This window comes from Streptomyces sp. NPDC031265 (assembly GCF_055570295.1).
The window spans coordinates 260053-272943 of record NZ_JBVIHM010000001.1; the positions used below are offsets into that span (position 1 = coordinate 260053).

13 protein-coding genes are annotated in these 12891 nt (G+C 69.4%); 8 read left to right on the top strand and 5 right to left on the bottom strand.

Annotation, left to right across the window (positions count from 1 at the left end; genetic code table 11):
* Positions 1-117 precede the first annotated feature (117 nt).
* Positions 118-810 carry a DUF5324 family protein gene (locus tag ACZ499_RS01210; RefSeq protein ID WP_468670908.1) on the bottom strand — a complete coding sequence of 231 codons (693 nt, stop codon included), beginning with the start codon at positions 808-810 and terminating at the stop codon, positions 118-120.
* Positions 811-1147: 337 nt separating this feature from the next.
* Here ACZ499_RS01210 and ACZ499_RS01215 point away from each other — a divergent pair, with 337 nt between their 5' ends.
* Both ACZ499_RS01215 and ACZ499_RS01220 read left to right on the top strand, forming a co-directional pair.
* Positions 1148-1681, top strand: a complete 534-nt coding sequence (locus ACZ499_RS01215; RefSeq protein ID WP_385541766.1) for a peptidylprolyl isomerase — start codon at positions 1148-1150, stop codon at positions 1679-1681.
* Positions 1682-1841: 160 nt separating this feature from the next.
* Positions 1842-2714 carry a rhomboid family intramembrane serine protease gene (locus tag ACZ499_RS01220; RefSeq protein WP_468670910.1) on the top strand — a complete coding sequence of 291 codons (873 nt, stop codon included), beginning with the start codon at positions 1842-1844 and terminating at the stop codon, positions 2712-2714.
* A gap of 289 nt (positions 2715-3003) precedes the next feature.
* Here ACZ499_RS01220 and crgA read toward each other — a convergent pair whose 3' ends face one another.
* Positions 3004-3261 (bottom strand): cell division protein CrgA, encoded by a 258-nt coding sequence (gene crgA, locus ACZ499_RS01225; protein ID WP_385541762.1) that lies wholly within the window; start codon positions 3259-3261, stop codon positions 3004-3006.
* 142 nt (positions 3262-3403) lie between these two features.
* On the opposite strand from crgA, the gene ACZ499_RS01230 reads away from it, so the two are divergent.
* The 6 genes from ACZ499_RS01230 to ACZ499_RS01255 all read left to right on the top strand — a co-directional run bounded on the left by ACZ499_RS01230 (position 3404) and on the right by ACZ499_RS01255 (position 7725).
* A complete protein-coding gene (locus ACZ499_RS01230; RefSeq protein ID WP_468670911.1) occupies positions 3404-4192 on the top strand; it encodes a DUF881 domain-containing protein in 789 nt (262 codons plus the stop codon).
* Between the two features lie 40 nt (positions 4193-4232).
* Positions 4233-4910, top strand: a complete 678-nt coding sequence (locus ACZ499_RS01235) for a class E sortase (RefSeq protein ID WP_468672052.1) — start codon at positions 4233-4235, stop codon at positions 4908-4910.
* Between the two features lie 67 nt (positions 4911-4977).
* Positions 4978-5154 (top strand): hypothetical protein, encoded by a 177-nt coding sequence (locus tag ACZ499_RS01240; protein WP_361375913.1) that lies wholly within the window; start codon positions 4978-4980, stop codon positions 5152-5154.
* The gene (locus tag ACZ499_RS01245) at positions 5151-5789 is read left to right on the top strand and encodes an aminodeoxychorismate/anthranilate synthase component II (protein ID WP_468670914.1); all 639 of its coding nucleotides are present in this window, start codon (positions 5151-5153) and stop codon (positions 5787-5789) included. The genes ACZ499_RS01240 and ACZ499_RS01245 overlap by 4 nt, the downstream gene beginning before the upstream one ends.
* Entirely contained in the window at positions 5786-6970 is a 1185-nt protein-coding gene (locus ACZ499_RS01250; protein WP_468670917.1) for a class E sortase, read from the top strand. Before ACZ499_RS01245 ends, ACZ499_RS01250 begins: the two co-directional genes overlap by 4 nt.
* A gap of 20 nt (positions 6971-6990) precedes the next feature.
* Positions 6991-7725, top strand: a complete 735-nt coding sequence (locus ACZ499_RS01255) for a class E sortase (RefSeq protein WP_468670919.1) — start codon at positions 6991-6993, stop codon at positions 7723-7725.
* Positions 7726-7817: 92 nt separating this feature from the next.
* Here the strand turns inward: ACZ499_RS01255 and pknB are convergent, their stop codons facing one another.
* The 3 genes from pknB to ACZ499_RS01270 form a co-directional block, all read right to left on the bottom strand.
* The gene (gene pknB, locus ACZ499_RS01260; RefSeq protein ID WP_468670922.1) at positions 7818-9821 is read right to left on the bottom strand and encodes a Stk1 family PASTA domain-containing Ser/Thr kinase; all 2004 of its coding nucleotides are present in this window, start codon (positions 9819-9821) and stop codon (positions 7818-7820) included.
* Between the two features lie 189 nt (positions 9822-10010).
* Positions 10011-11465: a peptidoglycan D,D-transpeptidase FtsI family protein gene (locus ACZ499_RS01265; RefSeq protein ID WP_468670925.1), complete on the bottom strand. Its 1455-nt coding sequence runs from the start codon at positions 11463-11465 to the stop codon at positions 10011-10013.
* Positions 11462-12877, bottom strand: a complete 1416-nt coding sequence (locus ACZ499_RS01270) for an FtsW/RodA/SpoVE family cell cycle protein (RefSeq protein WP_468408112.1) — start codon at positions 12875-12877, stop codon at positions 11462-11464. The genes ACZ499_RS01265 and ACZ499_RS01270 overlap by 4 nt, the downstream gene beginning before the upstream one ends.
* Positions 12878-12891: the final 14 nt, after the last annotated feature.

Sequence of the window (12891 nt, forward strand, 5' to 3'; positions counted from 1 at the left end):
CGCGCACCTCCCCCCCCCCCCCCCCCCCCCCCCCCCCCCCCCCCCCCCCTTCCTCCCCCCCCCCCCCCCCCCCCCCCCCCCCCCCCCGCTTCGTTACGTACGGCCGGTGGCCCGGGGTCAGTGGCCGCCCCCGCGCTCGTCGCCGTATTCGGCCTCCTCGGCCTCCTTGGCCTGGACCTCCGGGTCGAGGGAACCGCTGCCGTCGACCGAGCTCAGCGGGGTCCGCTCGGCGACCTCGGTGGGGGCCGGGGGCTCGACCAGCCAGTCCGGGTTGGCCTGCTTGTCCCACCACTTCCACGCGGCGACGGCGCCGCCCGCCAGGATGCCGACGACCAGGAGGCCCTTGGCGACGCGTCCGGCCCGGGCCCGGCGCCGCTGCTTCTTCGCCAGCTTCTCGATCTGGCGCGGGGAGATCTGGCCGCGCAGCGCCGCCAGGGCGGCCGTGGAGCGGGCCATGGCCTCCTCGCGTACCGGCTGGGTGGCGGCGACCGCCTGGCTGACGCGGGGCGCCGTGTAGTCGGCTGCCTGGCGGGCGGCGCGGCGGGAGCGGGCGGCGGCCTCCCGGGCCACCTCGTCGACCTTCGGCGGCACGTGCGGTGCGAGATACGAGTCGTACTGGAGATGCGCCTGGCTGCGGGCCTGCTGGGCGGCCTTGGCCACCTTGGGCGCGAGCCGTACGCGGGTTTCGTGCGCGTAGTGCGCGGCCTGACTCCTGGCCGAGTCGGCGTAGGGCGCCACCACTTCCGCGGCGTGCAGCACGCTCTCCTTCGCCGAGCCGGTCGCGGCGCGCACGCTGTCCATGCGGGTCACGTGATCCTCCTCCTTGGTGGCGGGGTTCAGGGCGGTCCGGTGGGTTGTCGCCGGAATGAGCACAGTGTCGCCTTTCCACCCATCTCGAAATCATGCCTGTCGGACGGGTACCCGGCATGCGAGGAAAGGCATCCGGGTCATGCGGGGCGACTTCGGCCGATGCGCGGCACGAGGGCGCGAGGGCGGTGCGAGGGGAGCTCGCGTTCGACGATGCCACGGTTCGCCCCCGGGCGCGCCTGTTCGGCGGGATCGGGCGGCACTCGGCGGCGTTTCCTTGCCGCGGGGCCCTCCGTGCGAGGATCGTGGGACGTCAGTGCGGACCAAAGGAAGGCAGACCGTGGCCGAGCAGCTTTACGCCACCCTGAAGACCAACCAAGGGGACATCGAGATCCGGCTCCTGCCGAACCACGCCCCGAAGACGGTCAGGAACTTCGTCGAGCTGGCCAAGGGCGAGCGCGAGTGGACGCACCCGGCGACCGGCAAGCAGTCCACGGACCCGCTCTACGACGGCACGGTCTTCCACCGGGTGATCAGCGGCTTCATGATCCAGGGCGGTGACCCGCTGGGCAACGGCACCGGCGGCCCGGGCTACGAGTTCGCCGACGAGTTCCACCCGGAGCTGGGCTTCGACAAGCCGTACCTGCTGGCCATGGCGAACGCCGGGCCGGGCACCAACGGCTCCCAGTTCTTCATCACGGTGTCCCCCACCGCGTGGCTGACCCGTAAGCACACGATCTTCGGCGAGGTCGCCAACGAGGCCGGCAAGAAGGTCGTGGACGCCATCGCGAGCGCCCAGACCAACCCGCGCACCGACCGCCCCGTCCAGGACGTGGTCATCGAGTCGGTCGTCATCGAGTCCCGCGAGGGCTGAGCCCCGCGCGCCGGACCCGGTGGGGTCGCCGCGAGCCCCCCGAGGAAGCGACACCACCGACGGCACCCGTTCGAGGGGAACCAAACCGCCCCGCTCGTCCGTATGACGTGACGAGCGGGGCGGCGCGGTTGCCGCCCCCGCACCGAGTACAAGGAGCCCGATGGACCAGCCGAGCCTGCCGAGCTGCTACCGGCACCCGGGCGTGCAGACGGGCATCACCTGCACCCGCTGCGAGCGCCCGATCTGCCCGGAGTGCATGGTCAGCGCCTCGGTCGGATTCCAGTGCCCGGAGTGCGTGCGCGGCGGCTCGGGCACCGGCCACGCGCCGACGGCCAACCAGCCGCGCACGATGGCGGGCGCCGCGCTCGCACCCGGCGACCCCCATCTGCTCACCAAGATCCTCATCGGGCTCAATCTCGTCGGCTATCTGCTGCAGCAGGTGATCGGGGACAAGTTCGAGTACGCGTACGAAATGTTGGGGCGCGCGGCCCTCCCGCCCGCGTTCGACTCGGTCCAGGGCGTCGCCGAGGGCCAGTGGTACCGCCTGGTGACGTCGATGTTCCTGCACGGCGGCCCCATGCACATCGCGTTCAACATGCTCAGCCTGTGGTGGATCGGCGGGCCGCTGGAGGCGGCGCTCGGCCGGGTGCGCTATCTGGCGCTCTACTTCGTCTCCGGGCTCGCCGGAAGCGCGCTGACGTACTGGCTCGCCGCCCCGAACTCGGCCTCGCTCGGCGCCTCCGGGGCGATCTTCGGGCTGTTCGGCGCCACCGCCGTGCTGATGCGCAAGCTGAACTACGACATGCGGCCGCTGATCGCGCTCCTGGTGATCAACCTGGTGATCACGTTCAATCCCTGGGGCGGGATCGCGTGGCAGGCCCACATCGGCGGCCTGGTGGGCGGCACGGTGATCGCGTACGCCATGGTCCACGCGCCCCGCGAGCGCCGGTCGCTGATCCAGTGGGGAACCTGCGCGGTGGTCCTGCTGGCCGTCGTGGCCATCGTGACAGCCCGCACCGCCGCGCTCACCTGAACCGGCGGACCCCCAGCTGGGCGGGCACGTGGAGTCGGGCTTTCCCCCAAGGTTGTCCACAGCGCGTGCCGGATCTTGTGCATCCGGTGGGGAACAGCTGTGCCCCTTGTCGCTGACCTGGGTTTTCCCAGCGGAGACAAGGGGCGGGCCGTGGGCCGGTGTGGGAGGGTGCAGTCACACCGGCGTCAACACGGCGGAGGTTATCCACAGATCGTCTGACCTTTTCCCCAGTGTGGATAGCGTTGTGGATAACCCGTGGGCAAGGCTTGACGAGGAGGCCGTGGAGGGGCTACTTCCACTGCGTGGAGACACCGAAGCCGCCGGCGATGAAGCCGAAGCCGACCACGATGTTCCAGTTCCCGAAGGACTGCAGCGGCAGATCGCCCTCGGTCACATAGAAGAGGACGATCCAGGCGAGCCCGATCAGGAAGAACGCCAGCATCACCGGGGCCACCCAGCCCCGGCTGCCCAGCTTGATGGCGGTGGCCTGCTTCGCCGCCGGCGGCGGCGTGAAGTCGGCCTTCTTGCGGATACGTGACTTCGGCACGAGGAACACTCCTGTCGATGCGCTGCGTGACCGCGCAGAGAACTGTGGCTGGGCGGCGGCGGAGGGACAACGGGGGATCACTGCTGCCCCCAGGCGTCCGTTAGCGTAGTGCTTCCGTGGCGCCGAAGGAGATAAGGGTACGTTGAGCAATTCCGCCGACTCCCCCGAAGGGCTCCCCGACGAGCCCGCCGGTCCGGGCCGCCGCTTTCGCGCCCGCCCCGTCCGGCTGCTCTCCGCGGCCGTCTTCGCTCTGGCCGGACTCATCTTCGTCACCAGCTTCAACACGGCCAAGGGCACCAACATCCGCACCGACGCCTCGCTGCTGAAGCTCTCCGACCTGATCCAGCAGCGCAGCCGCAAGAACGCCGAGCTCGACCAGTCCACCGCCAGTGTCCGCACCGATGTCGACGCCCTCGCCCAGCGCGACAACGGCTCCACCAAGGCGCAGGACCAGCAGCTCGCCGCCCTCAAGGACGCGGCCGGCACCGAGAAGGTCACCGGCAAGGCGCTCAGCGTCACCCTCAACGACGCCCCGCCCAACGCCACGGCAGCCCCCGGCTACCCCGCCCCGCAGCCCAACGACCTGGTCATCCACCAGCAGGACCTGCAGGCCGTGGTCAACGCGCTGTGGCAGGGCGGCGCCCAGGGCATCCAGGTCATGGACCAGCGGCTCATCTCCACCAGCGCCGTGCGCTGCGTCGGCAACACCCTGATCCTCCAGGGCCGCGTCTACTCGCCCCCGTACAAGATCAGCGCGGTGGGCGATCCCGGGAAGCTGCGCCAGGCGCTCACGGACTCCCGGGCGATCCAGAACTACCAGCTGTATGTGAAGGCGTACGGGCTCGGCTGGAAAGTCGACGAGCGCAAGGCGATGACTCTGCCCGGCTACTCGGGCACAGTGGATCTCCACTACGCGAAGCCGGTGGGATAGCGCGGGAGGGGGCGGCCCGGTGCCTGTGCCTGTTGTCTCGGTGCGGCTGGTCGTCAGGACGTTCAGCGAGCTGTGCATCACGGCCGGCGCCCTGATCATCCTCTTCGTCGTATACGTCCTGTACTGGACCGGGGTGAAGGCGGACAGCGCCGCCGACAGCCAGATATCCGACCTGCACCACCAGTGGGCGCGCTCCCCCGCCGCGAGCGCGCCCGAGCGGACCGCACCGCCCGTGCCCGGCCCGTACACCGAGGGAAAGTCCTTCGCCGTCATGTACATCCCCAGGCTGGGCAAGGACTGGCACAAGCCGGTGCTCGAAGGGACCGGGGTCAAGGACCTCCAGAAGGGCCTCGGGCACTACGCCACCACCACGCGCCTGGGGCAGCCCGGCAACTTCTCGGTGGCCGGGCACCGGCGCACCTACGGCGACCCGTTCAAGGACCTCCCCGAGCTGCGGCCCGGCGACGCGGTGGTGCTCACCGACGGGACGACCTGGTTCACCTACCGCGTCGACAACAAGCCCTACCGGACCGTGCCGAGTGACATAGGGGTCATCGATCCGGTCCCCGCCAAGTCGCCGTTCCGCTCCCCCGGCCGCTATCTGACCCTCACCACCTGTGATCCGGAATGGGGCAGCAGCCACCGGCTGATCGCCTGGGGCCACCTCGACTCCACCTTGCCCGTGGCCAAGGGCAAGCCCCAAGCTTTGACCGGCTGAGCCCCTGTCCACAGCGCCGCCCCTTAGTCTGGTGCGGTAACGATCGTCGGAAGGGACAGCGGACAGCATGTACGGCTGGATCTGGCGGCATCTGCCGGGCAACGCGTGGGTACGGGCGTTCACTTCGCTCGTACTGGTACTGGCGATTGTCTATGTGCTCTTCCAGTACATCTTCCCGTGGGCGGAGCCGCTGCTGCCGTTCAACGATGTCACCGTCGACCAGGGCATGGGAGCGACCCGATGAGCGCACGCGTTCTCGTCGTGGACAACTACGACAGCTTTGTCTTCAACCTGGTCCAGTACCTGTACCAGCTGGGCGCCGAGTGCGAGGTGGTACGCAACGACGAGGTGTCCCTGGAGCACGCCCAGGACGGCTTCGACGGCGTGCTGCTCTCGCCCGGCCCGGGCGCGCCCGAGCAGGCCGGTGTCTGCATCGACATGGTCCGCCACTGCGCGGCGACCGGGGTGCCGGTCTTCGGCGTCTGCCTGGGCATGCAGTCGATGATGGTCGCGTACGGGGGCGTGGTCGACCGGGCGCCCGAGCTGCTGCACGGCAAGACCTCGCCGGTCCTGCACGAGGGCGCCGGGGTCTTCCAGGGGCTGCCCTCGCCGTTCACCGCGACCCGCTACCACTCGCTGGCCGCCGAGCCCGCCACGCTCCCCGCGGAGCTGGAGGTCACCGCCTGGACGACCGACGGGATCGTGATGGGGCTGCGCCACCGGGAACTGCCCGTGGAGGGCGTCCAGTTCCACCCCGAGTCCGTCCTGACCGAACACGGCCATCTGATGCTCGCCAACTGGCTGGTGCGGTGCGGGGACACGGGAGCCGTCGAGCGGTCGGCAGGCCTGGCACCGGTGGTGGGCAAGGCCGCGGCGTGACGGCCGTCCGGCCCGAGCACGAGTACGACCCGCTGACGGACCCTTCCCCAAGCTCTCGGCTCCGCTCGAGCAGGGGAGGCCCCCATCCGGCGGGTGGTCACGGGTCGCCTTGGTTCGGGGCGGACAACATCCCGCAGGACCAGGCTCAGCCCCAGGTCCAGGTCCAACCTCAGGCCCAGGTGCCGGGCGACGCCTACGCGCGCGTGGCGGAAGCGGCGGCTGCGCCCGCGCAGGAGTGGTACGCGGAGCACGCCGCGGACCCCGGCCCGCCTCTCCCCGAGCCAGACCCGGGGCCCGAGCCAGGGCCCGGCGTCGTCCCCTTCGACGACGCGACCATGGCGCTCAAGCGAATAGCAGAGACGCCCGCACCCCCCACCGGTGGGCGGGCCGAGCGGCGTCGGGCCGCCAAGGCACGGGGACACCGTGCCCCAGCCGCGCCCGCCAAGCCCGTGGTGAGCGGCCGTCCGCCGACCCGCGCCGAGGCGCGCCGCGCTGCCAAGGCCCGCAAGGACAGCGCGGCCGTGGTGGCCAGCCGGGTCATCGGTGAACTGTTCATCACGCTCGGCGTGATGATGCTGCTGTTCGTCACGTACCAGCTGTGGTGGACCAACATCCGCGCCCATCAGCAGGCGGGCAGCGAGGCGAAGAAGATCACGCACGACTGGGCCAGCGGCAAGAAGGCCCCCGGCGCCTTCGAGCCCGGCAAGGGCTTCGCCATCATGCACATCCCCGAGCTGGACGTGGTCGTCCCCGTCGCCGAGGGCATCAACAAGCACAAGGTCCTCGACAAGGGCATGGTCGGCCACTACGGCCAGGGGAGCCTGAAGACCGCGATGCCGGGCGACAGGACCGGCAACTTCGCGGTCGCCGGGCACCGCAACACGCACGGCGAGCCCTTCCGCTACATCAACCGGCTCAAGCCGGGAGATCTGGTGATCGTGGAGACCCAGCAGGCGTACTACACGTACGCGATCACCAGCACGCTCCCGTCGACCAGCCCGAGGAACGTCTCGGTGCTCAAGCCGGTCCCGGTCGGCTCGGGGTTCACCCGACCGGGCCGCTACTTGACGCTGACGACCTGCACCCCCGAATTCACGAGTACGTACCGAATGATCGTGTGGGGCAAGATGGTGGACGAACGACCGCGCAGCAAGGGCGTGCCCGACGCGCTCTCCGGCTGACGGAACGACAGACAGGTGCGGTGGCAGTGAGGACCGAGCACGACGACCAGCAGACCGACGCCCCCGTCCCGCCGCGACCGCGCCGCCGCGGCGTGGTCGCCGGGGTCGTCAGCGTCATCGGCGAGCTGCTGATCACGGCCGGGCTGGTGCTCGGCCTCTTCGTCGTCTACTCGCTGTGGTGGACCAATGTCATAGCGGACCGCGAGGCGGCCAAGGACGGCAAGGACGTCCGCCGAGACTGGGCGAACAGCGGCCCCGGCGCCCTCGACACCAAGGGCGGCATCGGCTTCCTGCACGTCCCCGCCATGAAGAACGGCGAGGTGCTGGTCAAGCGGGGCACCGACACCAAGGTGCTCAACGGCGGCGTCGCGGGCTACTACACCGACCCGGTGAAGGCGGCCCTGCCCGAGAGCGGCACCAAGGGCAACTTCACGCTGGCCGCGCACCGCGACGGCCACGGCGCGAAGTTCCACAACATCGACAAGATAAGGACCGGCGACCCGATCGTCTTCGAGACGAAGGGCACCTGGTACATCTACAAGGCGTTCGCGGAGCTCAAGGAGACGTCGAAGTACAACGTCGACGTCCTCCAGCCGGTGCCGGAGGAGTCGGGCGCCAAGAAGCCGGGCCACTACATCACGCTGACGACGTGCACGCCCGTCTACACCTCCGACTACCGCTACATCGTGTGGGGCGAGCTGGTGCGCACCCAGAAGGTCGACCAGAAGCGCACCAAGCCCGTGGAGCTGCGCTAGCAGCCCCTGCACGGCCTCCGCGTACACGGCGTACGTACGGGAAAGCCCCGGCCCCCTGTGAAGGGGACCGGGGCTTCGCGCTGTGCTGCCGGTCAGCCGCCGGACGGGCCGCCGAACGGGAAGTTCCCGCCGTCCTGGCCCTGGTTCCCGCCGCCGCCGAGCGTCGTCAGGACGATCGCCGTGGTGGCCGGGTCGGACGGGGTGTTGGCCGGCGGGGTCTGCGTGGTGACTCGGGCCTTCTCGTCGCTCGAGCTTCCCGGCGCGAACTGGATGTTGCTGAATCCGGCCGCGTTGAGCTTCTCGGTGGCCTGCTTGACCGTCAGTCCGAACACGTTGGGCACCGGGACCGGCACGGGCGTCTGCGGGCCCTTGGAGACCTTCAGGACGATCTGGACGTCCTTGGTCTGGTTGGTGTTGCCCTTGGGTGTCTGGTCGACGACCTGGCCCGCGGGCTTGACCGAGTCGACGTCCTGGCGGGACACATTGACGTATCCGAGCGTGCTGAGCTGCGCCACCGCCGCGTTGTAGTCGCTGCCCGTGACGTCGGGGAGCTTGGACGTCTTCTTCTTGGCGATGGTGAGCGTGACCTCGGAGCCCTTCTCGGCCTGCTTGCCGCCCTCGGGGTTCTGGCTGACGACCGTACCCTCGTCCTGTTCGGACTCGACCGTGGTCGTCTTGAAGGCGAAGCCCTTCTCCTGGAGGAGCTGGATCGCGCTGTCCTTCTTCTTCTCCGTGACGTCCGGCACCTCGACCTTGGGCGCGCCGGTCGAGACGACGACCGAGACGGCGTCGCCCTTGTTCAGCTTGCCGCTGGTCGGGCTCTGGCTGCAGACGCTGCCCTTGGGCTGGTCGGCGCAGGGCTCCGTCTTGGACACGGTCAGCTTGAGTCCGACGTTCGCCGTCAGGGTCTCGGCGGACTTCTGGGTCTCGCCGACCAGCTGCGGCACCGGCACCTGGCCGCTGTCGCCGCCCCCGCCGAAGACCGACTTGCCGATCAGGATGGCGCCGACGAGCACCAGCACACCAGCGAGCACCAGCAGGATCGTCGAGGTGTGCGACTTCTTCTGGCGGCGGCGGGCGGGGCGGTCGTCGTAGCCGTAGTTGCCGTCGTCCGGGTTGACCGGGGGCAGCATGGACGTCTGGCCCGCCGCGTCCGTGGGGCGCAGCGCGGTCGTCGGCTGGTCCTGCGGGCCCGAGGTGTAGGCGTCGTAGCCGCCGTAGCCGGCCGCGCCCATGGCGGCGGTCGCGGCGACCGGCTGGCCGTCCAGGCAGGCCTCGATGTCGGCGCGCATCTCGTCGGCCGACTGGTAGCGGTAGTCCGGGTCCTTGACCAGCGCCTTCAGGACGATGGCGTCCATCTCAGGCGTGATCTCGGGGTCGAAGTTGCTCGGCGGCTGCGGCTCTTCCCGTACATGCTGGTAGGCGACCGCGACCGGCGAGTCGCCGACGAACGGCGGCCGGACGGTCAGCAGCTCGTAGAGGAGGCAGCCAGTCGAATACAGGTCGGAGCGGGCGTCGACCTGCTCGCCCTTGGCCTGCTCCGGGGAGAGGTACTGGGCGGTGCCGATGACGGCCGCGGTCTGCGTCATCGTCATGCCGGAGTCGCCCATGGCGCGCGCGATGCCGAAGTCCATGACCTTGACCTGGCCGGTGCGCGTCAGCATGACGTTGGCCGGCTTGATGTCGCGGTGGACGATGCCGGCGCGGTGGGAGTACTCCAGGGCCTGGAGGATGCCGACCGTCATCTCCAGCGTGCGCTCGGGCAGCAGCTTGCGTCCGGAGTGAAGCAGCTCACGCAGGGTGGACCCGTCGACGTACTCCATCACGATGTACGGGATGGAGATGTTGTCGACGTAGTCCTCGCCGGTGTCGTAGACCGCGACGATCGCCGGGTGGTTGAGCGAGGCGGCGGACTGGGCCTCACGGCGGAACCGGGCCTGGAAGGACGGGTCGCGGGCGAGGTCGGCCCGCAGCGTCTTCACAGCGACGGTGCGGCCGAGCCGGGTGTCGTGCGCGAGGTAGACCTCCGCCATGCCACCACGGCCGAGCACCTGGCCCAGCTCGTACCGGCCGCCGAGGCGACGCGGCTCTTCCATAACGTTCCAGCCCTCTCCGTCAGTCCCGACCGCACCCGTGTGTGTGGTCCGGCGGTGTGCTGTTCGCGCATACGCTACCGGGCACCGGTAGTGGATCTGTCCGTGACCGTCAGCTGATACCGGACCGGTACAGGGCGCGAGAGACGTTTCACGTGAAACGAGGACTGTTTCACGTGAAACGTCCCGGGGTTACTTCTTGAGCACCGCCTTCATCACAGCCTTGGCGATGGGGGCGGCCAGACCGCCGCCGGAGATGTCGTCGCGGTTGGCGTCGCCGTCCTCGACGACCACGGCGACCGCGACCGGGGAGCCCTGGTCGGTCTTGGCGTACGAGATGAACCAGGCGTACGGCTTCTCGCTGTTGTTGAGGCCGTGCTGGGCGGTACCGGTCTTGCCGCCGACGGTGACGCCGTCGATGGCGCCTCTCTTGCCCGTACCGTCCGTGACGACGTTCTCCATCAGCGCCTGGACCTTCTGGGCGTTGGCCGCCGACAGCGGCTGGCTCATCTTCTCCGGCTGCGTCTTGGAGAGGACGTCGAGGTTGGGCGCCTGGAGCTGGTCGACCATGTACGGCTTCATCAGCTTGCCGTCGTTGGCGACGGCGGCGGCCACCATGGCCATCTGGAGCGGGGTGGCGCGGTTGGAGGCCTGGCCGATGCCGGCCATCGCGTTCTGCGGCCGGTTGTCCTTGGGGTAGACGCTGGCGTCCGCGCGGACCGGGGTGAAGACCTCGTCGTTGAAGCCGAACTTGTTGGCTTCCTTGATCATCTTCTCGTTGCCGAGGTCATCGCTGATCTTGCCGAAGACGGTGTTGCAGGACCACTGGAGCGCCACCTTGAGGTTGGCGTTCTCACAGGGGATGTTCCCCTCGTTCTTCAGCGGGAGCGTCGACTGCGGCAGCTGGTACGGCACCGGCGAGCGGGTCGGCTCGTCGATGCTGGAGTACAGCCCGTTCTCCAGCGCCGCGGAGGCGGTGACCACCTTGAACGTGGAGCCGGGCGGGTAGGTCTCGCGCAGCGCCCGGTTCAGCATGGGCTTGTCTTTGTCGGTGAGCAGCTTCTGGCGGGCCTCGGAGTCGGCCTTGGAGTTGCCCGCGAACACCGACGGGTCGTACGACGGCGTCGAGGCCAGCGCCAGGATCGCGCCGGTGCGCGGGTCGATCGCGGCGACGGCGCCCTTCTTGTCGCCGAGCCCCTCGAAGGCGGCCTTCTGGGCCGCGCTGTTGAGGGTGGTGACGACGTTGCCGCCCTGCTTCTTCTCACCGGTGAACATCGACAGGGTGCGGTCGAAGAAGAGCCGGTCGTCGTTGCCGGAGAGGATCTTGTCCTCGATGTTCTCCAGCTGCGAGGAGTCGAAGGCCTGCGAGTTGAAGCCGGTCACCGGCGACCAGAGGGTGCCGTTGTTCCAGGTCCGCTTGAACTTGAAGTCGCTGCCCGAGGTCTCCCTGGAGGAGGTCATCGGCTGGCCGTCGGCCGTGATGATGTTGCCGCGCTCGTGGGCGAACCGCTCGATCTGGACCCGGCGGTTGTACTTGTGCGCGTTCAGCTCGTCGGCGCGCACGTACTGGAGCCAGTTGTCGCGGATCATCAGAGCCATGATCAGCAGCCCGCAGAAGATCGCGATCCGTCGCAGGGGCTTGTTCACGGTCGGACCACCTGGGTCATCTCGGCGTCGGGGGACGGGGCAGGGGCGGGCGCCGGGCGGCGCGCGGTGTCACTGATCCGAATGAGGATGCCGATCAGCGCCCAGTTGGCGATGACCGAGGAGCCGCCCTGCGCGAGGAACGGCATGGTCATACCGGTCAGCGGGATGAGACCCATGACACCGCCGGCGACCACGAAGACCTGGAGCGCGAACGCGCCCGAGAGGCCGATGGCCAGCAGCTTGCCGAACGGGTCGCGGGCGGCGAGCGCGGTGCGCACGCCCCGCTCCACGATCAGGCCGTAGATCAGCAGGATCGCCATCATCCCGGCCAGGCCCAGCTCCTCGCCGACCGTGGAGAGGATGAAGTCGGCGTTGGCGGCGAAGCCGATCAGGTCGGAGTTGCCCTGGCCCAGGCCCGTGCCGAGCGTGCCGCCCGAGCCGAACGACATGATCGCCTGGCCGATCTGCTCGCAGGCGCCCGTGGTCTTGTAGCAGCCGAAGGGGTCCAGCCAGGCGTCCACGCGCAGCTTCACGTGGGGCTCGAAGGACGCCACCGCGACCGCGCCGCCCGCCGACATCAGCAGACCGAACACGATCCAGCTGGTCCGCTCGGTCGCCACGTACAGCATGATGACGAACAGGCCGAAGAAGAGCAGTGAGGTACCGAGGTCGGTCTCGAAGACCAGGATCAGGATCGAGACGCCCCACACCACGAGGATCGGCCCGAGGTCGCGGCCGCGCGGCAGGTACATGCCCATGAATCGGCGGCTGGCGAGCGCCAGCGCGTCCCGTTTGACCATCAGGTAGCCGGAGAAGAACACCGCGATGATGATCTTCGCGAACTCGCCGGGCTGGATGGTTCCGAGACCCGGGATGGAGATCCAGATCTTGGCGCCGTTCACCGCGGGGAAGAACATCGGCAGGATCAGCAGGAACAGCGCGCCCGCCATCGAGATGTACGTGTAACGCTGGAGGATCCGGTGGTCCTTCAGCAGCATCAGCACACCGATGAACAGCGCCACACCGATCGCTGTGTACAGCAGCTGCTTCGGGGCGTCCGCATGGAAGGCGCCGAAGTTGGTCTTGGCCCGCTGGATCAGGCGCGGCGACTGGTCCAGGCGCCAGATCAGCACCAGGCCCAGCCCGTTGAGCAGCGTCGCCAGCGGCAGCAGCAGCGGATCCGCGTACGGGGCGAACTTGCGCACCACGAGGTGGCTGACGCCCGCGAGCAGCCCGAGGCCCAGACCGTAACCGAGCATGCCGGAAGGCAGCTTGCCGGTCATGGCCAGGCCCACGTTGGCGTACGCGAACACCGGGATGGCGACGGCGAAGACGAGCAGCGCGAGCTCGGTGTTGCGACGGCTCGGTGCGTCGATCGCGCCGATGGTGGTCGTGTTGGTGACAACGCTCATGGTGTGGAAAGGCC